Here is a 24753-nt window from a genome sequence, read left to right as displayed (position 1 = left end):
GCCGTGCCCCAGCCATCTTGCCTGGCGCAGAGCTTCGCGATCTCAGCTAAGGAATTTTCATCTGAGGTTGCAAATTTCAGATCCGTACGCAGCAAGGTTTTTACCAGCGTATCCACGTCTTCAGATTCGATGTCGTAATTTTCAAAATTTATATACTCTAATCTAAGCAGCAAATTCCCGAGTTCTCTCATCGAAAGTTTGAGACTGCCTAGAGGAATTTTGTTCAGATTGATCCAATCTGCCATAGCCCGGAGTTGTTGCTGCTCGACATGGATAGCTGTATGAAAAAATTCGATAGACTCTTTGACGTGATTGCTATCGAAGGGAAGAAGTTGAAGGGAACACTCCCTCAACTTATCAATCAGGGGATTGTCTTTAGAAATACGTTGAACCCTCATCGCTAAGGAGTTGAAGTGGACCGCTGCACCCTTTTCGTTCTGAAAAACTTCCTTGTTCTTATCGATAAAGTTCGCCACCCTCTCTAGAATTTCACTTCCGTTGGTTTTTCCCAGCTCGATCCCAATTTCATCCAGTCGACGAGAAAATTTGCTATAACTCCCACACTTTTGATTAAAATTTAAATTCACAAAACACCAAAACTTTATTAAGTTAATAACATTAAATTTAATTTGAAAAGATATTATAACAATAAATATTGTTAAATTAAAGATGTTTGATGGGTAAATATTATCAATGGGAGTGTGGGGGGCTTTGCCGCTTAAATAGTTTAAAGAATCTGCTATCATTCTGATGCTTCCTAGAACCTATCCAAATAAAATTTTCACCCATGTATAAGATCAAGCCAAGGGTTGCAAAACCGCTCCAAATAATCGCTATTCTCTCCCACCGTAAAAGTAATCGACGGCATCTGCGTTTAAGCCATACAAATGCCCGCTCTACCATCCAGCGTTTTCTCGTCAATCCGAACAACGAGCAAACTTCCTGCATCGTCGGCGATTTCCTACCTCGAATTTTTCGATAAAGAATTAGAGGGAAAATCTGAGCTATCAAAAGTGCTTACCTTAGCCATTTGACATCATAACCTTCATCCGCTTCTAAAACTGTCATCTGTTCCCTCTCTGTGCGTATTTCCTTAATTTTTGCTCTAAGCTTTGCGACCTCTTTTCTTTCAGCGCCATTTTCTGCTGGTGCTTCAAAAGCCAGAGGATTGCCCATTCCATCGATCAGCAAATGTCCTGACCCTTATGTACGTGAGCGACCTCTTGACCTTCCGCTGGGGAGGGGGGAGCAGACCCGTCTACGGCAATTAGAGCGAAATCACCTGTTGCTTGCCTTGCAGCATCCTACAGCAAGCCGCTCACAGCAACCTCACTTTCTCCAGTTAGGATAACAAACCCACCCACCATTTCGTTAAATAAATTTATTAACAAGAAAAATAAACAACAAATAATAAAGTAAGATAATTACATTAATACATCTACTTTGTAAAATATAATTATATAGATGTTGAATTCGGAGGTTAGTATGTTACCCGTATCTCAATCTCAGGCTGAATTTTCCAATACTATATCCCAGTACCAGACCATAGCCGATAAGATCACCCCCAAGACGGTTACGGAATCCGTCGATACCGTGGTCTTCAAATTTGCCTCTACGATCCTCGCGAACCAAGAGTACCTACAGACAGACAACCCCAAAATTGCCCACACTCTCAATCAATACAAGCAACTCGCAGACACGCGTTGCTCGCCTGAAGTACGTGCCAAAATGAATGAGGTTTTCGAGCAGGTATTCAACTCACGCACAGAGAGATTCAATGAGGGGATGGATCATCTGCTGCATCATCTGCCCCGCAGTGACGTGGCTTCATTCGCTGAAATCCACACGGAAGACGGGATACCTGCCGCCGTTTTGCAGCTCAAAGAGGTGCTGCAAGATCCATCGGCCCTCTTGAAGTTCGTCACGCATGGAGATAAGCAGTTTGTCAGCAATATGCTTTTCCTCTGCGATATCGACGTCGGCTCGTCCAATGCCAGCGGAAGTACTTTGCTGCATTTAGCCGCAAGTTTAAAGGACGGGGCCAAAGCGGTTACAGCGCTTGCAGAGTACGGAGCCCATTTAGAGGCCATGAACGGGGATCGCCAAACTCCCCTGGAAACTGCCATCCATGCCAATCACCTGCCCACCATCAAAGCCTTTGTCCGCGCAGGCGCAAAAATACCGCCGAACTTCCTTTCCCTTAACGGTAATCTTTCATTGGACGCCCAAAAATATCTCGCTAAGAACATCATGGGGCAGGCCGCATCCCACCTTCCACGACCGACTGCAGAAATACTGACACCTCCCGCCAAGCTAACTCCCGGCGGATTTGCACAAGCAGCCCTTGATTATGGAGCACTGGCCATCGGTCAACTGCCTACTGTTGCAGCTCATGTTCAAGTTCCGGCTAGCGTAGCCGCTTATGTAACTCCGATGCAGGCCTTAGTGCCTGCCTTAAAAGAGGGTTCGCTTAGCATCGAAGAGTCAAAACTTGGGAAAAGAAACGTTGCCCTAGAGGAGAAAGTCGCACAGCTTAGAGAAAAGATAGATCAGTTGGATGTGCAGATTAGCCAGGCTAAAGAACCGGCAAAATCCGCTCTGATCAAAGAAAAAAATCGGCTTCAACAAGATATTGGGGTGCTGAAAGAACATGGCCGCAAAGAGGCAAGAAATTCTGAATTGGAAGTCTACAAGAAACATGTCGCCTTCTTTCAAGGAACACAAGGCACCGCCACGGCTTTCGCTGGAGAACTCGCAGGAGTAGCTGCCCAAGGCGCTAAAGCATTAACCAATGCATCCGGCCTTTTGGCAACGACATTTAATGCCCTTCAAAATATCAATGATATACACGATCTACGCCTCAGAAGAGAGCGTCTCCAGGATATTGCCACCAGTCTTAACTCGGCCTATGGAGAACTCGGCGCCTTCTACTCCCAGATCAGTGCTGGTCCGGTTGAGAGAAATAATTTATTGGCGACCCTCGTCGAAATGAAAATGAGCGGCGTCTATGAACAGTCCGTCCTCGTTCAGAAAGAGATAGATAAACTCTCGTCCGAGATCCAGTCAAAAGGTGTTTTGGCAGGAGCTAACATAGCCTCTACGCTTATGATGGGTTATGCGTGTTATCAATTTTACAATAGGGTAATTAGCGGCGACACGAGCGTCGGGATCAATGCTGCAGTCGACAACGCGGCTCATATCCCCCTGGTCGTAGGGATAGCCCAAAGCGCGATTCCGTCAATTGGCTCCGCCCTTTCTTCAGGAGTGGGGTGGCTTTGGAATAAAGCACCTACGCTAAGATCTAAGCCTCCCGTACCAGTAGAAGCGGATGCACCCTATCGGGTAACCAATAATGATGCCAAGCAAATGCAGGGAGAAAAAAAGAGACTGGAGTCGGAACGCACGCAGATTGAGCGCGAATTGGAGGGGTATGAAATTGCCTTGGGAACGTTTGAAAAACCGGAGCCTGGATCCAAAGAGCATACGCAGCTTACCGAACGTGCGGCCTTCATTGATTCCAGGCTAACTCAGATAGGGAAAGATCTGAGGCAATGGGAGAGGCATGCTACTGCAGATAAAGAACATGAAACAAACCTGACGAAGGATAAATCGAACCTGGAGAGTGAGCTGGACAGAGTTTACCATGATCTGTATGTAGGATATGAGATCGCCTTTGCAGCTTTCGAGAAGCCCGAACCCGGCTCAAAGGAACACACAGAGTTGACCAATAAAGCAAATGATTTAGAAGGCAGGCTTGCGAGGGTCGATCAAGAGCTCAAAGAGCATCAGATGGCCCGTCAAGTGGGGATGACAAGAGAGCAGTTCAATGAGAGATTCAACGCCCTCAAAGGAGCCCTGGGCTATCAAGATGGGCGGGATTTCATTTACTCGCTTGTTAAAGCCAATGGCACCACCGAGGCCGAGTTCAATGAAGATCCGGAAGGGTGTTTAATGAAATTCTTCACAACCTAAGGAGCCGATGCAATGAAAGACAGTCAACTAGAACGTATTGAGAAAATCTTGCATGAAGCAGGATACATCACAAACTGGATGAACGAAGAACAGGCAGGACCGAGCCAGTATCTTCTGATGAATCTTCCTGAAGACGATCAAGGAAGAGGGCGGAAACTCATCATCAAAAATGAGGAAGCAGCCGTCTCGATGCCCATTGAAGGCGCTTCCGAGCACCACGAATCGTTCATTCACTTCACCTGTTTCCTACCCTTTACCATCGAAGAAGGAAGCCTGTGGGAAGTGCTGCGCTCCGTCAACTTTTTCAATCGAGCCATCCCGACCCCGGGGTTTATCCTGGATGAAAACTTACGCCAGGTCTTCTTCCGCTACACCTTCTTGAAACCAGGGGAAGAAATCCAAAAGGACACACTTCTGTCCCTGATCGGCATGACACTACTCTGGCTCGATACAGCGTCACCCACGCTGGAGAAAACAGGACAGGGCCAGGCTATGACCGATGTCATCAAAGAGAGGCTTGAGATTTTGCAAAGCTCGCTGTAACACTCGCCCTTGTCCATCGACTGCCGTTTTCTGTTCACTTCGATACTGCTGTTTGGTATGCTCATCCATAAACAGGCAGTACTTTATGACGATAGACGGCATCGATGGAAAAAAACGCTGCTTCGGCGGCAAGGAAGGCCAAGAGCTTTTGGCAAACTACCATGACCATGAGTGGGGCGTCCCATCAAGCGACGACCGCCACCTCTTTGAGATGCTGATTCTCGAGGGCGCACAGGCTGGCCTCAGTTTCGAGACTGTTCTCAAAAAAAGAGAGGGGTACAGAAAAGCCTTCCATGCCTTCGATCCAAAAAAAGTTGCCACCATGAGCGATCAGGAACTGGAAGGACTTACGCAAAATCCCGAGATAGTCCGTAACCGATTAAAAATATGGAGCGCGAGACAAAACGCCATCGCATTCCTCGCTATCCAAAAAGAGTTTAGCTCCTTTGCCAGCTACCTAAAAAAATTCTGCCCGAAAGTCTCCTCTTCCAAAAGAAAAAAATCCATAAAAGAGCTGCCCACCAAGACGGAGGTGAGCGACGCTCTCTCCAAAGACTTGAAAAAACGCGGCATGAATTTTGTCGGCTCCACCATCATGTATGCCTATATGCAGGCAGTGGGGCTTGTCGATGACCACCTACAAGACTGCCATCTCATCTCGGGAAAACCTAAGTAACAGACGAAAGATGGTTTAGCCCGCTTCCACGGGAAAGAAATGAATCTTTCAGTATAGTCCTCTGCACCCGCCTCTATTCAAATGAAAAAGAGGCTATCGCCTTCGATTGTTTGTTTCGCTTCCTTAAAATTGACTATTTCTCTTGGCCGTAACATCTTAGAAAAACTATCATGACGACGGAAGAGGGTTTCCAGTAAAATGGCCACTTAAGCCCAATTGCGATCCATAGCCGACTTTACTGCAGGATGGAAGTCCCATCAAAAACCCATAAACTGCTTGATATGTTTAAGATACAAATCGACAACCTAGTCAACAATACTAAATAGCAAACCAATTGTTAAAAAATCTTTTCATCGATCAACTCCCCTGATAAAATCAGGTAATCTTACACCGGTGTAGCATGGACATCCTGACAGAGCGGCTCAAAATCCGCACGTTAACAAAAGACGATCTATACAAACTAGCTCCTATTCTCGCGGATGAAGACATCGTACGCTTCTCGCTAACCGGCCCCCTTAAAGAAGAAAAAGAAGCGATGAATTACCTGCAACGGATCATGGATCACCATGCCCGTTTCGGTTTCGGCCTCTATGCCATCGAAGAGCAAAAGAGCGGTTCTCTGATCGGCCTAGCCGGCCTTCTGTCACAAAGTATTCAAGGAGAGAGCAAAATCGAACTTGCTTACCGTCTCTCTCAAGATTTTTGGGGTAAAGGACTTGGATTGGAAGCGGCTTCCGCAATCGCGGATCACGCCTTCGCCCGGCTTCACATCAATGAAATAATCACGATGGTCGACCCCAGAAACCAAAAGGGCCTGGCTATCGCCGAGCGCCTCGGGATGCGGCCCTGGAAGAAAACTGTCTTATTCGATATTCCTGTTTCAATCTATCTGCTGCAAAAAATTGAAGTTGTCCCCTACCGAGAAGAGTGGGCCCGGCAATTTGAAGAAGAGAAAAACAAACTCAGCGAAGCCTTTAAAAATGTGGGCATTCGTTTCTATCATATCGGCAGCACAGCGATTCCGGGTTGCTTTGCGAAACCAATCATCGATATTTTGGGAACGGTCCCCGATATGACCCTTCTCGATGCAACAGGAAACCTCTCTTCCGCTCTTAACTATGAAGCCCTTGGCGAATATGGGATGAGAGGACGCCGCTTTTTTACAAAACGAGGGACAACAGCTGTCAACCTGCACATCTTCGAGGAATCCGACCCCGAAACGGAAAGGCACCTGCGCTTCTCTAAGTACTTGAAAGAAAATAAAGAAGATCGCGATTCCTACTCCAAACTCAAACTGGCTCTTGCAGAGAAATTTCCCTCCAATATCCAGCGTTACTGCCTCGGGAAAGAGCTCGCCATTAAATTGATCGACATCAAAGCGGCAGAAGCCCTTTCAGAGAGAATATCTGCGCCGGAAGCGCCCCTCAAAAAGGAAAACTGGACCCCGGATGAAGTGCTGAAGGCTCTGGAGCTGAACATGCTCCGGCAGATGACCACCTTTGCCAAATACGTGCCGAACATGGAGATCGTCTTTCAAAAAGACGCTGTATGCCTGCGCTCGAACATTAACGATGACACCTTCAACATCGTCTTGGCTGCCAACTTTCCAAAAGCCAAAGCTGCCCACCGCGTGAAGTTGATCACCGATCTCTACACCTCTCAAAAACTTCCCTTCTCCTTCTGGATCGGCCCCTCCGATAAGCCAGCGGACTTAGACCAGCATCTAAAAGCAGCAGGTCTTCATCTCAAAGAGGAAGATATCGGGATGGCTATGCCCATGGACGATTTTACTAAAACTCAAACTCCCGCCGGACTTACACTTAAGCGCTGTAAGAACAAAGAGGACCTCCTGGAATTCTGTAAAGTATTGGAAAGTGTAAACATTTCTCCACATGCTTATCAGCAAATATACTCCCCACTCCCCGAGATACTCTACAACGGAGACAGCCCTTTTGAAATGCATACAGCAGCTATCGAGGGTAAACCGATAGCGACCGGGATGCTTGTCTTATCAGCGAATGTCGCCGGAATATACTATGTGGCCGTCCATCCTGAGGAGAGGCGGAAAGGATATGGAAGAGCGATGATGGAACACCTGCTTGAGAGAGCGAAGGAACGCGGCTATCTGATGGCCGTTCTTCTCTCGTCCAAGGAAGGAAAATTGCTTTATGAAAATTTTGGCTTCAAAGACCTGTGCCTATTTAAGGAATACGCGTGGAGCCCTCCCCGTACCTGATAGACCTATGTGAAAGACGCCCTCCATGAAGGATTTGCCTGGCATACCCTGCCGCTGAGTGTCATGATGAAAAATTCCAGCCAATAGCTCTTGTCTGCCGTGACAGCAATCTCTTGGCAGGCGTGTTAACGTGAGTATCTCACATTTAGCGTGCGGTGTATATCAGAGATTGCGAACAAACTGAAGTCGTATACTTTCTTCTCTCACACATGAAAGAGTTAGCCTCTTCTCACTAATTACGTAAGGATTTTGTATTTTTTATGGATCAGATTGAATGGAAAGACTTTGAGAAGGTTCATATCGTTGCGGGTACCATCCTAAGCGCAGAGCCCTTTCCCGAAGCGAAAAAAGCGGCATACAAGCTTACAATCGACTTAGGTCCTTTCATCGGAATAAAGCGCTCCTCTGCACAGATCACAAAGCTCTACTCGCTAGAAGATCTTATCGGCAAGCAGGTTCTCTGCGTTGTCAATTTTCCGACCAAAAAAATCGGCCCCTTCATTTCAGAGGTACTGACCATGGGTTTTATCGAAGGCGAAGAGGTCGTCTTGGCAATCCCTGAAAGAAAAGTGGAAAATGGGACACGGCTTCTGTAAAGGGTGAAGTTATCCGGCTCCAACTCTGCTTAGATCCAATGAAAGCTAATTAAAATTGTCCTTTTGGCAAAAAGATGACTCCCCAAGAGTGCAAGTCGCACTCTTGTAATCCCGGAGAGGTTCTCAAAGTAAAATTTTTAGACACAATCGGTGCATACCCAAATCTCTCCTCATCATCCCATCCATCAGTTACCCTTGATTTATATGAAACAAGTTTATAAAAAACAATTTACACAATCCGTTTAACTCGCCACCAAAGCAAAAAAATGATGACTGCCAAATCATTGTTTGTCTCCATCTTACTGCTACCGCTGACCCTAGCGCTCCTAACCTCCGGTTGTAAAAAGCAGGAAGCCGCTCAGCAGGCCCGGCCGGCAATGGCGATCTTGGCGCAAGAGGAAGAGATCATTAAACCTCTGCTTTTTCCCGGAAAGACAAGGGCTTCGAGACGGGTGAATCTCTCCTTCCGTGTCGATGGGCTGATGCATGAGCGCACAGCCCAGGTAGGCGACAGCGTCAAAAAGGGAGATACCATCGCCCGACTGGATACGGAAGATTTTGAGACGGCTCTGGAAAACATCTTGGGGAAAAAGGAGAGGGCGGAAGCAGCGCTCCGATTTGCCGAAAATGACTACAGTCGCTCCGAGCGCCTTTACCAGCAAGACAGGGGCGCCATCAGCGAAGTGCTGCTGGATCAAAAAAAGGAAACCGTCAACGAGCTGAGAGGACAGATAAAATCCCTGATGGCAGAGGAGAGAGCCGCGAAAAACAACCTCGATTACGCCTCTCTCAAAGCTCCCTTCGATGGCACAATCGTCGCCGTCTACGTACAGAACTTTGAATACATCAAAGCCAAACAGCCGATAATGCGTCTCCTCGGTAGCGATGCCATCGAGATGGTGATTGATGTTCCCGAAAAGATGATCGGCAAAATCTTTGAGATTTCCTCCCTAAAGGTGGAGTTCGACGCATATCCGGGAAAATGGCACCCGGCGAAAATTTCCGAAATTGGAACCGAGGCCAGCTCAACCACCAGCACCTTTCCTGTAACCCTCTTGATTTATCAGCCTGAAGGATATCCCCTCCTCTCTGGCATGACCGGAACAGCGATATGGAACGATGAGGGAAAGGATAAAGAAAGGAAAATCATTTTGCCCGCCCAAGCCCTTTTCTCTGAAAATGGCAAAGAGGAGTTTGTCTTCAAATTCAAAGAAGACACCAAAGAGGCCATCAAAGCTCCTGTAAAGAAGGGGTCCATGACAAGCCGCGGCATCGTGATCGAAGAGGGAGTAAAACCCGGTGAGTGGATCATCACATCAGGCGTACACACCCTCAGGGAAGGACAAAAAATCACTATAAAACAAGTAAGGCTCAATGACAGCGGCGAGATCGAAGAGTACAACGCGCCCCTAGCATTGCCGGAAACGAGGCAATAGCTTCCGTATGTTAAAAGGGCTCATCGAATGGGGATTGAACAACAGGATCAGCGTCTATTTTATCACTTCTCTCATCTTCGTGGGAGGCATCGCCAGTCTGTTCTTCCTGGGTAAACTTGAAGACCCCAATTTTTCAATCAAAGTAGCGACCGTCATCACTGAATACCCTGGAGCCACTCCCCTGGAAGTGGAAAAGGAGGTTACGGAAGTATTGGAGGCTGAGCTGCAACGGATGGGTGAGGTCAAAGAGCTCTACTCCATATCGAGAGCAGGAATTTCCATCATCAAAGTAACCATCAAAGACAGCTATTGGTCCAAAGATTTGCCTCAAGTGTGGGACAACTTAAGAAAACGAATGAGCGACGCTTCGAGAAAGCTCCCTCCCGGTGTTTCCGCTCCCTTGGTCAACGACGACTTCGGCTATGTCTACGGATTCATGTTTGCCTTAGTCGGCGACGGATTTACTATGAGGGAGCTCGAAAAGTATGCCGAAGATATCCGCAGGGACCTTTCACTCGTTAAAAATGTGGCGCGCGTGGATTTTTGGGGGGTTCAGGACAAGGTTATCTATCTGAATATATCTGAAGAGAAGATCAAGGGGCTCAACATCACCCTGAACACGATCAGCTCCACACTCAAGAAGCAAAATGCCGTTGTGAACGCCGGCTCGATGGATGTGGAACGCTTAAGGTTCAGGATGAATCCCACCGGCGAATTCACGTCGCCCGAAGAGATCAAAGAGGTTATCCTAGTTCCCAAAACGCAAGACATTTTAAACAACCTAGTCAAAGAGAGGCGGGAAGAGGGCAGCTCGCTGGAAGAGAGTATTCTCACCCTTCAGGATGCCGGCTCCAAAGTCGTCCACGTCCGCAATATCGCCGATCTCGAACGCGGATATGCCGACCCGCCTCTGACGATGATGCTATTCAACGGTAAACCTGCCATCGGAATTATCGCAGCAGGATTGGAAGACTCCAATATTGTGGACGTAGGCAAGGCTCTCGACAAAGCGATGGAAGAAATTTCTACAAAGCTGCCCATCGGGATTACTATGGAGAAGATATCCTGGCAATCCACCTACGTTGAAGAGTCGGTGAATAGCTTTGTCATCAGCCTGATTGAATCGTTTGTCATTGTGCTGATCGTGCTGATTATCCCCTCCGGATTCAGGATGGGCATGATCATTGGCGTCGACCTGATTTTGGTTGTTTTAGCCACTTTTGCCTTCATGTTTATCATCGGAGAGCCCCTGCACCGGATGTCTCTTGGAGCCCTCATCATCGCCATGGGTATGATGGTCGATAACTCCATCGTTATCGCGGATGGAATGGCCGTGAAGATGCGGCAGGGAAAGGACAGAATCACGGCAGCACTCGAATCTGCCGCAGGACCGGCCATGGCGCTCCTCGCCGCGACCCTGATCGCAGCTTTGGCTTTCTTTCCTATCTTTGTATCGAAGGCCAATGCAGGCGAGTACCTGCGCTCACTATTTACAATCGTCGGCAGCTCGCTGCTCATCAGTTGGCTCATCTCGATTGTAATCACACCTCTGCAATGCATCGACTTTTTGCCGGAACCTGCAGGTAAGGATAATCAAAACGAAAATGAAGAATTCAACACTCCCTTCTACAAGAAGTTCAAATCCCTACTTAACCAATGCATTAATAGGAAGTACTTCGTCCTTGCCCTCTTTACCGGTCTGTTGGTTCTCTCCCTTTTCTCATTCGGTTTTGTCAGGCAGCTTTTCTTCCCTCAGGCTGCCCGTAATCAGTTGATGGTCGATCTCTGGGAAGCGTCAGGCACGAGTATCTACAAAACTAAAGCAGACGCCTTGAAACTCAGCGAAGAGATTTTAAAAAATGATTCGGTGACGGGCGTGACAGCCTTTATCGGAGCCGGACCGCCTCGTTTCTACCTCCCTGTCGATTCCGAGCAGCCCTACTCCAATTATGGGCAGCTTATCGTCAACTTCAAAGACTACACCATGGTCGATCCCTTCATAGCCTGGCTATCGCCCAAGTTGGCACAGATCGTGCCGGATGCCGCCGGCAGATTCCGGAAATATGGCCTCGGCCCTTCGAATCCGTGGCCGTTTGAGCTGCGCGTTTTAGGGCCGGCCGATGCGGATCTAAACGCCCTTCGTGAGCAGGCGGAAGAGATCAAAAACATTGCCGCGGGATCACCCTATGCCACAGACTTCCGGCTCGATACTCAAAACAAAGTGCTCAAAATCGATGCAACCTACGACCAAAAAAAGGGGCGCTGGTCCTCGATTGACCGTGAAGACCTTGCCGATTCTCTAAAACGCAGCCACGATGGCATCCATGTCGGACTCTACCGTGAGGGTAAGGATCTCTACCCCATCATCATGAGAAGTCCGTCAAACGAAAGGAAAAACCTGATTTCCAAGCTCAATTTAGTCCAGGTAAAGCCGAGCGACTCGATCAACTCGACACCACTGACTCAAGTCGTTACCGATGTCGCCTTTAACTGGGAAGATCCTCTGATCATTCATTATAACAGAAAACGGGAAACGGCCATCCAGGGAGCGGCAACGTTTGACGCCACCTTTCCGGAACTTAAGGAAAGCGTCGAAAAGGAAATATTCAGCGCTCCTCTTAACAAGGGTTTTGAACTTAAATGGGGCGGTGAGGAAGACAGCTCTAAAACTGCACAAAAGGAGTTGGTGCCGGGGGTCATCCCTGCCATCATGCTGATCATTCTGATACTGGTGTTAGTATTCAACGATTTAAGACCTGTCACCCTCATTCTCTTGGTGATCCCCTTTTCAATTATCGGCGTCACCTTCGGCCTTCTTCTTTTCAATGTACCCTTCGGGTTTGTTGCCCTCTTGGGCGCGATGAGCCTCGCCGGGATGATGAACAAGAACATCGTCATCTTGATCGACGCCTGCACAGAGAATTTACAAAAAGGCATGAGCCGACGCGAGGCGATCATCGAAGCGACCATCCAAAGAGCAAGACCGGTGATGCTGGCGGCCGGAACAACATTTTTGGGAGTGATTCCGCTGCTGTCGGACGTTTTTTGGGTAGGACTTGCCGTTTCCATCATGGGAGGGCTTGCCATCGGCTCGCTTCTGACGCTGATTTTAACACCTGTCCTGTACGCGATTCTCTATAAAATCGAAAGCGACCAGGAGGCCCCCGTTGAACACTAAGAGACTCTGCGCCCTCATCGCTTCGTTGCCTACGCTATTTTGTCTGACGACATCGTGCGGCAAAGTAGGCCCGGACTGGAAATCACCCGGTGTGACATCTTACCATGAATGGACTGAAGACAATGCCCGTGTCACAAGCGGCGAAGAAGACTTAAGCCATTGGTGGACTCAATTCGATGACCCCACGCTAACCTACCTCATCGAGACGGCTCGCCTCTCCAATGCCACACTCACCGCCAAGGCTTGGCGCATCGAAGAAGCAAGGGCCGCTCTTGGGATCGCCGTCGGGGAGTTCTTCCCGCAGCAGCAAAGAGCATTCGGCTCCCATTACGATATACAGCTTTCCAAAAACGGTCCGAACACCCAGCTTGCCGATCTGAAATTCAAAGACGCGCTCCTCGGCTTCCAGTCTTCCTGGGAGCTCGATTTTTGGGGAAAGTTCCGACGCGGCATCGAATCGGCCGAAGCGGACTACTCGGCTAGCATCGAAGACTACCGAGATTTCCTTGTGATCCTCACTGCCGATGTCGCCTCGGCCTACTTCCGTTTAAAAACCATCGAAGAGCGGCTACTGATTTTAGATGACAACATCCGCATCCAGGCACGAGGACTAGAAATTGCATCAGCCAGATTCGAAGCAGGCTATGTCACCGATTTAGACGTTCAGCAGGCGAAAGCTTTGCTAAAAGAGACAGAAGCCAGAAAGCCGCTGCTACTCCTGGAAAAGGTCAATGCCGAAAATTCCCTGGCTGTTTTGACAGGCAAAAGTCCTGAAACAATGAGGAATCTCTCCTGCAATTTCAATCCGCTTCCACCCCCTCCTCTGCAGATGGCAGCCGGAGTTCCTGCAGACCTTCTTTGCCGACGTCCTGATATCAGGCGAGCGACCCTGATCGCAAGGTCGAGCCTTGCCAGAATCGGCATCGCGGAGTCAGAGCTCTATCCCAGCCTTTCGATCAGCGGCTCGATCGGTCTCGAGTCCGCCTTCTCCACACAATCAACGAAAGCCGACAGAAAGTTTTTTTCATCCGACAGCCTCTTTTTCAGCTACGGCCCCAGCTTCTCATGGCCCATCCTCAACTATGGCAGGCTGGAAAATCAGGTCATCCGCCAAAAGGCAATCTACTACTCGCTTCTCTCCGAACTTGAAAACAGCGTGCTGAGTGCTTATGCCGAAGCGGAAAACGCCCTCGCAGCCTTCGTCTATTTCCACGATCAGGTCACCGTCTTAGAGGAGATGGCCAAAGCGGCAAGACGCGCCACATCGCTTGCCAATACGCAATATGTGGAAGGGATGGCCGACTATACACGCGTCCTGACAGCCTCTGAAAAGGCATTAGAGGCCGAAGAGCGTCTTGCTGAATCAAAAGGGAACATCTTCCAGAGCGTTGTATCTACTTACAAGTCTTTGGGCGGCGGGTGGTAGAGTTTTCTCTCTTTTTGCCACCGAAGCTTGAGCGCCAGGCAAGACAAAGGCGATCCACCCGCTTTTGGAACAGCTCCCCTCCTGCCCTATAGAGAACAAGTACCCGGTAGCTGGATCCGCCCGGCTGCCAACGCACGGGATGCAGGCCAATCTGCCTTGCCAAAAATTCGGGCAGAAACCCGATTTCATGGCTGCTGCGGCATATGTCGGCAATTAAAGACCAACTGGGAAAGCGTGCTTTAACGGGAACAGGGCCTCCATGCATCTGCTGCCATCTCTGCTGCATCGTCAGCACTTCGATCTGATCTTCCGGTAAAAGCACGGATCCGAAGGGGGCGTTTCTCTTCTTTGAAAACAGGCGAAACAGCCCTGAACCTACCTCAACGGCCTCCACTCCCTCCCATGGGGCATTATCCAAAACGATCGCGATATCCGCCTCCCCGCGCAAAACCGCTCCATATGCTGCATCAGGCCTCATCAAAGTTAAATTGATCTTGTCGATATCGAGTACCGAAGCTGCGGCGACTCTCGCTATGGCGTGAGTCGTCGCAATCCTTAAAGGCATATGATCGACGCTCTGCATCGACTCAGACAAACTGGAGAGCCACCCTTCGAGCTTCGGTAACAGCGCTTCTCCTTCTTTTGTCAGGGAAAACCGTCTCTTCTCATGGGTGGAAAGCCCTTTGCCAAGAGCTCTCTCGACTCTTTGGATTGCAGCGCTTGCGGCGCTCTGGCTCAAATGGTGATGGGAGGCCGCTCGACTTAAGCTGCTCATTCTGGCAGCTGTGATGAAGAGAGAGAGATCTGATAGCCTCAAGTCATTGAATCGGTTCATCTGGATATCCGTTTTATCGATATTGAAAAGCGATTATATCGACAATACAGAAATTGAACGACCTCTTTATGCTTGGGGGCGATTTTAATTATCCAAGGATTCATTCTATGATTAGCAACACTCTACTAAATTGCCTCCAGAAAATTTGCCGATTCAATTTTGGAGATTTCGAAAGAGAGGAGTTTAAAAAATTCCTGCGCATGGGGCTCATCTTCGCCCTCATTATCGGGGTGTATTGGACCCTGCGCCCTCTAAAGGACGCCGTTTTCATTCATCTGGTGGGTAAACTTTCGCTGCCCTATGCCAAGACTGCCTCTGTAGTCGCGCTTCTACCTCTTGTCATGTTCTACACAAAGCTCCTGGAGAAAACCTCCAGAGAAAAAATGCTGATCATTCTTCCCTCGTTTTACGGTGCGGGTGTGCTGCTATTTGCCTCTCTGATGCCCTTTGTGGAAAAATCGCCTCAAGAGATGAAGGCTCTCTCTTTCTCGATTTCCATCCTCGTGCAGCTCATTGGTTATCTTTGGTACCTCTTTGTCGAGAGCTTCGGTTCGCTCGTGGTAGCACTCTTTTGGGCCTTTGCATCCGACACCACCGAACCCCTTTCAGCGAGGCGCGGTTTTCCCCTAGTTGTTGCCATCGGACAGATCGGCGGCATCATATTCCCCTACAGCATCGGTGGATTGCCCCACCGTCTGGGCCTACCAAACGATGGACTCTCGATGGCTATACTGGGCCTTTTTACACTGAGTATCATCCCCCTTGTCCGGCACTTTCTAAAGGTGACCCCAATAAACCTGCTGAAGTCGTTTCAAGGAACAAACATAGAAGAGGCTGAAAATGCGCAGGAGCCGGGATTTTTAGAGGGGCTTAAGCTGATGCTTAAGCATCGCTATCTTCTGGGGATGTTTGCCGTAAACTTCATTTATGAAGTGATTGTGACAATATTTGATTTCAATTTCAAAATCGCTGCCGGAAGCCTGTACTCGGGGGTTGAGCTTAGCCACTACTTAAGCTTGTACGGTTCATCGGTGAACATCGTTTCCTTAACCTGCCTTCTGCTCGGAATCAGCAACATCACGCGCTTTCTGGGAGTGGGTACAGCTTTGGCGTTGATGCCCTTGATCGTCGGAGGGGCCCTTTTCAGCTTCCTGACCATCGACAGTCTGAACTTTCTTTTTGCTCTGATGGTCGGCTCCAAAGCAATCAATTATGCCTTGAACGGCCCTGCCCTGAAACAACTCTATATCCCCACATCCCAAGATGCGCGCTTCAAAGCCCAGGCCTGGATCGAAACCTTTGGTTCAAGGGCATCTAAAGAGGCCGGTTCTCTCTTCAATATGCTGCTCAGCCCCCTTCAGTCATATTTTGGTGCGATAACCGGACGAAGCTACTATCTCCTGATGAGTGGATGCATCGGGTTTCCCCTGCTCGCCCTCTGGCTGGTCACGGCCCTCTTCCTGGGAAGGACTTTCAAACAGGCGATTTCCGGAAAGAAAGTTGTCTGCTGATCGCATTAAACGCGATCTTTTACTACCGGCCCTCCCAAAAGGGAGGGCCGCCTCCCAAAAGGGAGGGCCGCCAGCGGGGACGAAGTTAGAACTTCCTCGCCTTATTAATTCAAGAACGCCTCAGCAGCAAGCTTCTGTATAACCTCCATCTTGGAATTTGACTGTCTTGCGCTCTCGATTTTTGTCTCAAAGTCTTCGTGAGAAACAGTCAGGATGAAGTATCTTTTCATGAATCCTTCGAATTCAGGCTGCTCGATATAGCACGCTTCCGGAAGGCCTACGGATTTTAAAAAGAGATTGGTTTCCCTCTGGTAGGGCATCAGGCCAAAATTGCCCGCTGCAAGCACCTTTTCGTGGGATGGGAGGTCGTGCTTATTCAGCTGCACACTAGCCCAGGCACCCCTCGGTCCCTCATCGGAAAAGACCAAAGCCGATGGTAAAGTTGTCGGATCAAGTGCCATACAATTCTCCTTAGTTACCCATTTGTTAACAAAATAAATAGACGATTGGTTGAAATAACCGGAAGACACTTTAGTGTAAGAAGAAATAGTTCTCAAGAGAGGACAAGCCGGCTTGTGGCCGGCCTGCCCTATAGCGCTCTTAGCTGTGCGATTTATTGGTCAAATCGGCGGCAACTAAGAAAAGATCGCAGAGTTGCTTGATCTTTGCGGTGGTTCCCACTAGCAGCGGATGCTTCTTTGCGTGTTTCATCAGCTCACCAAGCGGCATCACAAAGCGGGAGGTAACCATCTGCATGGCCAAAATCTGCCAGAGCGTTGTCGTAGATTGAGGAAAATACCTACACTCGTCTGAGCGCAGAAGATCAAGAATTTTCCCTCTCTTCTCCAAGTCGATATCGACAGTTGCTTTGATTAATTCGGCAATAAACTCAACAGCTACGGCACCGCCCTCGCCTTTGACAAAGAGGGCATGCAGAGTGTCAATAGTGTGGATAACGGCATCTATATTGGCATTGCCAAAATCAATTTCCTCGGGCAGCGCTTCCAGCGCTCCCAAGACGAATTCCCCTTTTTCCATCAATGAACGGTAGGCTTTGATCTGCAGTTTCTCTTCATACCTTTCACTGTGCTCATGAGAGAGCAACTCCGGCTGATACCTCATCAAATTTTTGATGAAATTTCTTGTTACAATAACACATTCGCCGGCGGCTCTAGTGGCAAATAGCGCTTCGCGCTCAAAATTGGAAGAATTGTCATCTGCAACCGCTTCAATCAGCAAAGGAGTGGTCTCTACTTGCGGCTCCACCTTGTCGGCAAGAGCGTCGATAGCCTGGGGGAAAAGTTGCAGGCATTTTTTGAAAATTTTGCAAATGGCTACGTTCTGCTGCAGGAAAAGGCCATTGATCGCCTTCACTCTGTAATCTCGGGCTTCGTGATCGCTAACGAATGCCTGCGAGAGCGTCTCCGCCCAAATGTGCAGACCCTGACACGCGACAGCCACATGCCAAAACGCGCTTTTTCCAGCCTTCAAAAGACGCAATTTTGCTTCGTTGTCGCACTGGATCTCTCCGAAATGAGCGATGACAGTGATGGAGTCTTCAAACAGCGTTTTTGCCTTATGGATCTCACCGGTATAAAACTCGACAACCTTGTCAAAATTTTCCTGGGAGTAGGCTCCGGTTGCTGCAGAGTAGAGGCCGACACCGAGACTGAATGTTTTCTGGATAGGACACTCTTCCATCCCTGATATAGGGCGGGTTAACCAAGCTCTTCCCCATGTCGTCGGCTGCAGGTTGTCCCCGGGTTCAAGCGTTGAAAGATACTCAAACCGCCGAACCAATTGATTGAGCTCTTTTGTTATCGGTTCAAGATCATTTCCCTGAAGCGCACTCACTAATGATGTCAAATACTGCATAAAACTCCTAAAACACTATTATTTAATAACAATTTCGTGATATAGTATTTGATCAAAACAAATAATAAAACAAAAAAAACAGAAGAACAACAAAAGAAAAAGATGCAACCAACAGGTTTTACAAACAATACAAGCAATTATTCTCCATTCAATATAACGCTGCCCGCCAGAGAGACAAAAAAAAGGGCATTGGAGAGGAACCTGCCAGACCTGCAAGCTGCCAACAAAAAGCCGCGCTACTACTCATTGATCATCAAAACCCCTCTGCCCTTACACCCCGCGACAGGCACCACTCCCCTACACATCGCTCTTCAAGAGATGCAATATGAGGATGCTTTAGCCATAATGAAAAAACACAGCCGGCTCAATGTCGTTGAACTCAAAACAGGTTGGACACCCCTGCACTGCCTTTTTTGCTGCGCATGGACCAGCGAGCAATTTTTTTCCTTATTCAATTCACTCCTAAATGGAGGCTGCCAGCCAAACGTCAAAACCACTTCCGGCAAGACATTTTTGGATTACCTAGCCAATTCGAACTCCCTCTCCCCCGATCACTATAACGAAATTTGCAAGACCATCGCCTCAAAGGGGTATGTTTTTTACGATCCGAAGAGCGACCTGCCTCAGTTTCTACTGGAGACCGCCGAAGCCCATTTTTCAGTTCCAATCCCCACAAGAGTCGCAATCATCAAAAACTATTTTAATTTCATCCCAATGGAGCTCAAGCAGCAGGCTGCTGAACGACTTTTCCGCACAGTGCTTCAAAGCTCTGAATTTGGTTCAGGAGAAATAGCTGAATTGACAGAGGGGTTACTGAATGCGTTTGGAGAAGATTTCAACCCCGCTGAGGCCCTAGATGAAAAAGAGGCCAACCTTTGCTTTTACGCCCTCAGCAACTGCTACACCGGAGCGGAAGAGTTGGCCCGGATCATTCACATTCTTCATCAGCACGGAGTCAGCACGAAAAAATGCACATCGGAAGGCTCCGTTTTTGAATGTATCATAGCTTTCAGGAACTCATTTCATTTCAAAAAGGAGCTCATCAGACACCTGATGGCCTACGGCATTCAATGCACAATTACCCGGAGTGAAGACGATTCCTCTCCCACCCATGTAGCGGTGATTGAATACCTGATACGGCACAAGCTTGCTGGAAATGAGATTACAGAGATTATGCGCCTTGTGACCAATCAGGATTGGTACCGGGAATTTCTGCTCATGAAACTGATAGCTAACTGTTATTCCGTGGATTTATCCTGGGATGACGAAAGTGGCAGCGTGGAACTCTCCGGTGCCAGAGGTTCATTCAAGGATTTTTTCAGGTGGCTTGAGACAGACGCTTTGGAGTTTTATGAGTCTAAAGCGCAATCGTCAGAGAGCGCAGACAGCTTTCTTCAAACGATCGCCTCGCAAGTATCAGATCCTGCCCAAAAAACTCTTCGAGAATTGGACCAGACAGCGTGGATTAATCTCCTAAGGAAAGCCGGCGGTGTGCTGAATCACGCATTCATTCAAAACAGCGGGGACTACACATTGACCACTCTCCTCGAGATTCAAGGTCTTCATGCTGTCGTTTCAAGCCTGAAAACCGACGACCCCAAAGCCAATCACATGATAGGCCTTCTCTTCAGAGGCGCCGAAGTGTTCTTTTGCAACAGAGGGGATGACCTGACACGCCGCTCCGGGATCAGTCGCCACGTCCTCTCCGATGAAAAGATGAACACCGTCTTTCAGCAGGCTCATGAAGGCGTTCATCTCTACTCATTCATAAGGGAGCACTTTCTTGAGAGGATACAGGAGGTCACAGGGCAAAACGCTCCTTTTATCGTCGATCAAAAACAACAGCAGGCATCCAACTGTCCTGTTGCCAGCTTCTCATCACTGGAATTGGGTCTCATCGTTGCTTTGCTTAAAGAGCAGATGCCCTTGAGTGACCACAACATTGTGATAGAGATTGCACGCAAGATCAAAAAAGCGCACCGCTCTGCGAGGCGCAGTAAACTGATCGAAGAATATCGAACATTCCACGCGGGCGATGGCGCAAATATTCCTTCACAAATCTCCTCGGAAACAGACCCCTTTGGGGCAGAAGATCCGATGAGAATGTGAGAGTCCCCGGCAAAAGATCGTCAAGATGAGAACCTCTAAAGACACCTCATCTTTCCTAAATAATTTCTAAACCCTATCAATTATCTATATATATGCAAGTCAACTTCTTCCTCCCTATTTCAAATACACCCTCGTTAACGACCGCCGATCAAACAGCGGCTACAAACCGGAAAGCATACCAGCCGCGCTTCGCAAGGCTCGATCCCCCCCTGAAAAAATTGCGCATTGATGCAGTTGTTCAGCAAAATCTCACAAGGGATCCTCTGAGCGGAACAACAGCTCTGCACATCGCATTGAAAAGAGGCGAGTATGATACCGCCCTTGCACAAATCAAGCAGCACATTGGGGTGGATGTGAGCGAATATGCTACCGGATTCACACCGCTGCACTGCCTTTGCTATTACCCCTGGAATAGAGAACATTTTTTTAACCTGCTTTCCCTCCTCCTCAAAAAGGGATGCGCATCCAACGCCAAAAGCCACTGCAATTCCACCTTCCTTGACTGCCTGGCTCGCTCATGGAATTTCAAAACCAGCGACTACAAGGAGATATTCAAACTCATAGCGGGCAGCAACCACATTTTTTATCACCCGCATCAAGAACTCCCCCTGTTTTTGCTCAAATGCGCTGCAACACCCAATACTCCGGTGAGTGAGCGCATCGATGCTATCTTAAGTTATTTTTCCTATATCCCGGTGGTGTATAGACAAAGCGCTGCAGAAAAGCTCTTTTTTCAGCTACTAAGCAGTCATCAGTACGATGAAAGCCAGCTGGCCGAACTGATCGAAAAGCTGCTAGAGGGATTAAGAGGAACGTTTATCCCGGCACTCGCAAGGGACTCTTACGGCGGCAACCTGATCCAGGCCTATCTAATCTTTGGAAATCCCTTCAGCAACCCCAAAGAGAAAGCCCGCATCGTTAAAACTCTCAAAGAAAATGGAGTGGATATCCACAATTGCCACCAGGGAGACTCGCTTTTCCAGAACATCATCCGTCTCCAATGGCCGTTCCAGATGAAAAAAGAGCTGCTTCAACAGCTCTTAAATGTCGGGATATCGTGGTCTGTTTCTGTACGCACCTATGAGGAAATCCCTCACTATAAGCCAGATCATGTGATGTTGATCGAATATCTTTTAACCTGCAGCTTGCCGGGCCATGAGATTTCCGATTTGGTGCAGATATATTATAAAAACAACTGGTACCGGGAGTATCTGCTTTTGAAACTGATCGCCAACTGCTTCTCAAGCAATTCCGAATGGCGATTTACTTATAGCAAAGTTTCTCTCACGGGAGCTTTGACATCGTGGATCGACTTCTACCATTGGCTCGAGACAGAATCGAAGCAGTTTTATGGAGCTGTCACCCAGTCCGGGGATAGTTTGGAATCCTTGCTTCGCCAAGTTGAGTCTTTAGTGAATGAGGAAGCAAAAAAATTGATTCAGCAAATCGATCCCAGCCAGTGGAACCCAATTTTGAGAGAAACCGGGGAATTGCTCTCGCGCGCCTATTGCAAAAATTTCCACGCAAATTCTCCCCTGCCGCGTCACAAAAATGGGGAGCTGTTAGCCTTGATCCCCAGTTTAAGAACTACAAAAATCAATTTCAATCACATGATTGGACTCCTCTTCAAGCCTGGAGAAATCCTTTTCTGCAACAAAGGAGACGACCTGACAAAGCGCGCCGGCATCAGCCGCCATAGCCGCCCGCAAGAGAAGATAGATACAATCTTCCAAGAAGCTGTCCGAGGTGTGAACCTCTACCCGTTTATAAGGGAACACTTTCCTGAAAGAATAGAGGATGAAGCGGGAAAGGAGTCCCCTTACGTTGTCAGCCAAAAACCTCAGGCCACAGGCAATTGCCCTGTCGCAAGCCTGTCTTCGCTTGAATTCGGTATCCTGATCACTCTCATACAACAAGCACTGCCAGAGGCCGATCAAAACAGCATCGTCGAGATTGCAAAAAACATTAAGAAGGTGCACCGCCTAGAGAGAAGGAAAACACTGATAAGAGAGTACGAATTATTTCATCAGCAGGAGGGTTTGGGCTTGCCTTCATACCTTCCTTTCATGAACAATCTCCGCCTCGAAGCGCTTAAAGAACCCATACTAAGAGTAAATCAAGAGGAAAAAGACATAGAAAAGAGCGTACCCCTCTTGGGATCTGAAGATAAGTGATATACCGAAAGTGTTTCAAAAAAAACTTCTCACAGATAAAAGAAGGCTCAATCAAAATATTTTAACCTATGCAAACAGATGCAAGTCAACCAATTCAATGATTTCTCCAAAGGGTTTGTTGCCCCCTCGGGCCGGTTAAACTCGACCTCCAAAAGAGGGAGCAAAGTCGCACCTTACCCAGCCGGCCGCAAGACACTCGCGCCACAATTTGATAGGCAAGAGATTAAAAACCCAAAGAGGCAACGGGTTGTCAAGGCTCTTAAACCCTCGCTTAAGGTGGACCCCACCAGCGGAACCACAAAACTTCACACCGCATTAAAAGAGGGTGACCGCGCCGGTGCGCTAAAGGAAATTAAGAGATGGGGGCTGCTCAACGCCCGTGAACCGGCAACCCTCTGGACTCCGCTGCATTGTCTTTCTTGCTGCGCATGGGCGGATGAGGAGTTCTTCGAGCTCATGGAATTGCTAATTAAGGGTGGATGCTCTCCCAACGCCAGATGCAATAGAGGGAATACATTTCTCGATCACCTCGGAGGCTCCTGGAATCTCGATGTAAACAACTTTAAAGAACTATTCAAACTTCTATCGAATAAAGGATTTACATTCTACAACCCCCATCATGAACTGGCAAACTTCCTGCTCGAGCATGCCGAAACGCCCGGCATCCCTGCCCCTGACCGTGCAGAGATCATTGCAGACTACTTTTCATACATCCCGAAAGAGCATAGGCAAAAAGCGGCCGAGGAGCTGTTCATCAAGCTTTTAAAAAGCCTGGAATTTGCCGAGGGAGATGCAGCGGAAATGTTAGAAAACCTGCTGGAGCGACTCGGGGAAGATTTCAATCCCTCCCTCGCTTGCGACAAAGACGGAAATAACCTGATATACTTCGCCTTGCTGAACTGGTCCAATTCTCCGACTGAAATGGTTAAAATCTTCACGATTTTCGCCAAGTGGGGAATCGATACTGAGAACTGTGGGCACAATCACTCCCTCTTTGAGAACCTGATTACTTGCCAATACTCGTTCGAAAAAAAGAAAGAGATCCTTCGAAAAATGATGGATGCAGGAATTACCTGCTCCCTGACGGCGCAGGGCGATGAAGAGAGTGCGATGCCGACACCCATCCGACTAATCGAGACTCTCCTGCACTACAACCTGAAATGTGAAGAAGTTTCTGAAATCGTCAAGATAATGCTTCATGAAGACTGGTTTCGGGAATATTTACTCTTAAAACTAATCGCCAACTGTTTTTCGACGGATGCTGACTACTCCAATGAGGAAGGAAAAGCCCCCCTATCCGGATGCATCACCAGTATGACTGACTTTTACCGATGGCTCGAGACAGAATCCAGCGAATTTTATGAAAGAATTGCTCATTCTCCGTCTCAGGCGAAGGTGCTTTGCCACGCAAGCGCTGAGAAGCTATCCTCTCAGACGGTACAGTTGATGGAAGCAATAGCGGAGGAAACATGGGCCAAAATATTTAAAATAACCGGAGAAGCACTTGGTTCAGCTTTCACCCATCGGAAACTAAGAAAATTCAAGCCCATCAAAAATCTTGTCGACGCCAACGGTTTCTTTGCTTTTGTCCCCAGCATGTCAACGGGGGAAGCTGAATCAAGGCATAGCATTGGCCTGATCTTTAAACCGCCGGTCGTCCTCTTCTGCAACAAGGGGTACGACCTAGCAGAGCGCTCAGGGATCAGTCGCCATGTTCTGTCTAACAAAAAGACAAAAATCGCATTAAAAAAAGCTCTTCAAGGCGATGACCTCCACCGGTTCACGCGGGAATTTTTTCACACAAGGATTGAAAGAGGCAAGGCAAGCCCCTTCATAGCCACACAAAAGAACCAGCAGGCAGACAACTGTCCTGTTGCCAGCTTCGGATCAATGGAGCTTGGCATCCTTATCACAGCTCTTGAAGAGGAGCTGTCCGGTCTTGACAAGGATGTAGCCATTGAAATCGCCCGCGCCATTAAACGCGCACATCGTCAGTCAAGGCGCAGGCAACTGCTTGAAGAGTATGAAGCGTTCCATCAAAATCTAGATTGCGGCATCCCTTCCTATCTTCCATCCATAGAAATTCTTAAGACAAAATGCCCTGAGCATTTTTCAAAAAATACTCACGCGAGCGTGCCGAAAAAAAACAAGCAAAACACAAAGAAAAGAAAAAGTCCTGAATAAGG

General features: G+C 48.2%; 18 protein-coding genes. 12 read left to right on the top strand and 6 right to left on the bottom strand.

What is annotated here, in order from left to right:
- The 3 genes from ELAC_RS11490 to ELAC_RS11960 form a co-directional block, all read right to left on the bottom strand.
- On the bottom strand, positions 1–746 hold a 746-nt coding region (locus tag ELAC_RS11490), incomplete at its 3' end, for a hypothetical protein (RefSeq protein WP_143406510.1).
- The gene (locus tag ELAC_RS12025) at positions 691–903 is read right to left on the bottom strand and encodes a hypothetical protein (protein WP_338030014.1); all 213 of its coding nucleotides are present in this window, start codon (positions 901–903) and stop codon (positions 691–693) included. The genes ELAC_RS11490 and ELAC_RS12025, both read right to left, overlap by 56 nt.
- Before the next feature lie 114 nt (positions 904–1017).
- Positions 1018–1191, bottom strand: coding sequence for a hypothetical protein (locus ELAC_RS11960; protein WP_239414542.1), 174 nt, complete (start codon positions 1189–1191; stop codon positions 1018–1020).
- Between the two features lie 294 nt (positions 1192–1485).
- Here ELAC_RS11960 and ELAC_RS11480 point away from each other — a divergent pair, with 294 nt between their 5' ends.
- The 8 genes from ELAC_RS11480 (at position 1486) to ELAC_RS11445 (ending at position 14063) form a co-directional block, all read left to right on the top strand.
- On the top strand, positions 1486–3972 hold the full coding sequence (locus ELAC_RS11480) for an ankyrin repeat domain-containing protein (protein WP_098039431.1): 2487 nt from the start codon (positions 1486–1488) through the stop codon (positions 3970–3972).
- Positions 3973–3984: 12 nt separating this feature from the next.
- Positions 3985–4515, top strand: a complete 531-nt coding sequence (locus ELAC_RS11475) for a type III secretion system chaperone family protein (RefSeq protein WP_098039430.1) — start codon at positions 3985–3987, stop codon at positions 4513–4515.
- A gap of 85 nt (positions 4516–4600) precedes the next feature.
- Complete coding sequence (locus ELAC_RS11470; protein WP_204250559.1) at positions 4601–5191, top strand: DNA-3-methyladenine glycosylase I; 591 nt, start codon at positions 4601–4603, stop codon at positions 5189–5191.
- A gap of 400 nt (positions 5192–5591) precedes the next feature.
- A complete protein-coding gene (locus ELAC_RS11465; RefSeq protein WP_098039429.1) occupies positions 5592–7427 on the top strand; it encodes a GNAT family N-acetyltransferase in 1836 nt (611 codons plus the stop codon).
- 260 nt (positions 7428–7687) lie between these two features.
- Positions 7688–8023 (top strand): tRNA-binding protein, encoded by a 336-nt coding sequence (locus tag ELAC_RS11460; RefSeq protein ID WP_098039428.1) that lies wholly within the window; start codon positions 7688–7690, stop codon positions 8021–8023.
- Between the two features lie 266 nt (positions 8024–8289).
- A complete protein-coding gene (locus ELAC_RS11455; protein ID WP_098039427.1) occupies positions 8290–9459 on the top strand; it encodes an efflux RND transporter periplasmic adaptor subunit in 1170 nt (389 codons plus the stop codon).
- A gap of 7 nt (positions 9460–9466) precedes the next feature.
- On the top strand, positions 9467–12637 hold the full coding sequence (locus tag ELAC_RS11450; RefSeq protein ID WP_098039426.1) for an efflux RND transporter permease subunit: 3171 nt from the start codon (positions 9467–9469) through the stop codon (positions 12635–12637).
- A complete protein-coding gene (locus ELAC_RS11445; RefSeq protein WP_158227882.1) occupies positions 12627–14063 on the top strand; it encodes an efflux transporter outer membrane subunit in 1437 nt (478 codons plus the stop codon). The genes ELAC_RS11450 and ELAC_RS11445 overlap by 11 nt, the downstream gene beginning before the upstream one ends.
- On the opposite strand, the gene ELAC_RS11440 is transcribed toward ELAC_RS11445, so the two are convergent.
- Positions 14032–14898, bottom strand: a complete 867-nt coding sequence (locus ELAC_RS11440) for a LysR family transcriptional regulator (RefSeq protein WP_098039424.1) — start codon at positions 14896–14898, stop codon at positions 14032–14034. The two genes, ELAC_RS11445 and ELAC_RS11440, sit on opposite strands and share 32 nt — an antisense overlap.
- A 107-nt stretch (positions 14899–15005) precedes the next feature.
- On the opposite strand from ELAC_RS11440, the gene ELAC_RS11435 reads away from it, so the two are divergent.
- The gene (locus ELAC_RS11435) at positions 15006–16409 is read left to right on the top strand and encodes an NTP/NDP exchange transporter (RefSeq protein WP_158227881.1); all 1404 of its coding nucleotides are present in this window, start codon (positions 15006–15008) and stop codon (positions 16407–16409) included.
- A gap of 104 nt (positions 16410–16513) precedes the next feature.
- On the opposite strand, the gene ELAC_RS11430 is transcribed toward ELAC_RS11435, so the two are convergent.
- Entirely contained in the window at positions 16514–16870 is a 357-nt protein-coding gene (locus ELAC_RS11430; RefSeq protein WP_098039422.1) for a hypothetical protein, read from the bottom strand.
- Positions 16871–17009: 139 nt separating this feature from the next.
- Positions 17010–18284 (bottom strand): hypothetical protein, encoded by a 1275-nt coding sequence (locus ELAC_RS11425; protein ID WP_098039421.1) that lies wholly within the window; start codon positions 18282–18284, stop codon positions 17010–17012.
- 102 nt (positions 18285–18386) lie between these two features.
- On the opposite strand from ELAC_RS11425, the gene ELAC_RS11420 reads away from it, so the two are divergent.
- The 3 genes from ELAC_RS11420 to ELAC_RS11410 all read left to right on the top strand — a co-directional run bounded on the left by ELAC_RS11420 (position 18387) and on the right by ELAC_RS11410 (position 24751).
- Positions 18387–20393 carry a hypothetical protein gene (locus ELAC_RS11420; RefSeq protein WP_143406509.1) on the top strand — a complete coding sequence of 669 codons (2007 nt, stop codon included), beginning with the start codon at positions 18387–18389 and terminating at the stop codon, positions 20391–20393.
- 92 nt (positions 20394–20485) lie between these two features.
- On the top strand, positions 20486–22567 hold the full coding sequence (locus ELAC_RS11415) for an ankyrin repeat domain-containing protein (protein ID WP_098039419.1): 2082 nt from the start codon (positions 20486–20488) through the stop codon (positions 22565–22567).
- 78 nt (positions 22568–22645) lie between these two features.
- Positions 22646–24751, top strand: coding sequence for an ankyrin repeat domain-containing protein (locus ELAC_RS11410; protein WP_098039418.1), 2106 nt, complete (start codon positions 22646–22648; stop codon positions 24749–24751).
- The last annotated feature ends 2 nt before the right edge of the window (positions 24752–24753 follow it).

The organism is Estrella lausannensis (genome assembly GCF_900000175.1).
GTDB classification, from domain to species: Bacteria; Chlamydiota; Chlamydiia; order Chlamydiales; family Criblamydiaceae; genus Estrella; species Estrella lausannensis.
The sequence above is the reverse complement of the archived record's forward strand: the minus strand, read 5'-3'. Positions and strand labels throughout refer to the sequence as shown.

Coding starts and splice junctions, on each gene's coding strand:
- ELAC_RS11470 (WP_204250559.1), top strand. CDS start 4,601: ATGACGATAGACGGCATCGATGGAAAAAAACGCTGCTTCGGCGGCAAG.
- ELAC_RS11465 (WP_098039429.1), top strand. CDS start 5,592: ATGGACATCCTGACAGAGCGGCTCAAAATCCGCACGTTAACAAAAGAC.
- ELAC_RS11460 (WP_098039428.1), top strand. CDS start 7,688: ATGGATCAGATTGAATGGAAAGACTTTGAGAAGGTTCATATCGTTGCG.
- ELAC_RS11430 (WP_098039422.1), bottom strand. CDS start 16,870: ATGGCACTTGATCCGACAACTTTACCATCGGCTTTGGTCTTTTCCGAT.
- ELAC_RS11475 (WP_098039430.1), top strand. CDS start 3,985: ATGAAAGACAGTCAACTAGAACGTATTGAGAAAATCTTGCATGAAGCA.
- ELAC_RS11420 (WP_143406509.1), top strand. CDS start 18,387: ATGCAACCAACAGGTTTTACAAACAATACAAGCAATTATTCTCCATTC.
- ELAC_RS11410 (WP_098039418.1), top strand. CDS start 22,646: ATGCAAGTCAACCAATTCAATGATTTCTCCAAAGGGTTTGTTGCCCCC.
- ELAC_RS11455 (WP_098039427.1), top strand. CDS start 8,290: ATGATGACTGCCAAATCATTGTTTGTCTCCATCTTACTGCTACCGCTG.
- ELAC_RS11480 (WP_098039431.1), top strand. CDS start 1,486: ATGTTACCCGTATCTCAATCTCAGGCTGAATTTTCCAATACTATATCC.
- ELAC_RS12025 (WP_338030014.1), bottom strand. CDS start 903: ATGGTAGAGCGGGCATTTGTATGGCTTAAACGCAGATGCCGTCGATTA.
- ELAC_RS11435 (WP_158227881.1), top strand. CDS start 15,006: ATGATTAGCAACACTCTACTAAATTGCCTCCAGAAAATTTGCCGATTC.
- ELAC_RS11425 (WP_098039421.1), bottom strand. CDS start 18,284: ATGCAGTATTTGACATCATTAGTGAGTGCGCTTCAGGGAAATGATCTT.
- ELAC_RS11415 (WP_098039419.1), top strand. CDS start 20,486: ATGCAAGTCAACTTCTTCCTCCCTATTTCAAATACACCCTCGTTAACG.
- ELAC_RS11450 (WP_098039426.1), top strand. CDS start 9,467: ATGTTAAAAGGGCTCATCGAATGGGGATTGAACAACAGGATCAGCGTC.
- ELAC_RS11440 (WP_098039424.1), bottom strand. CDS start 14,898: ATGAACCGATTCAATGACTTGAGGCTATCAGATCTCTCTCTCTTCATC.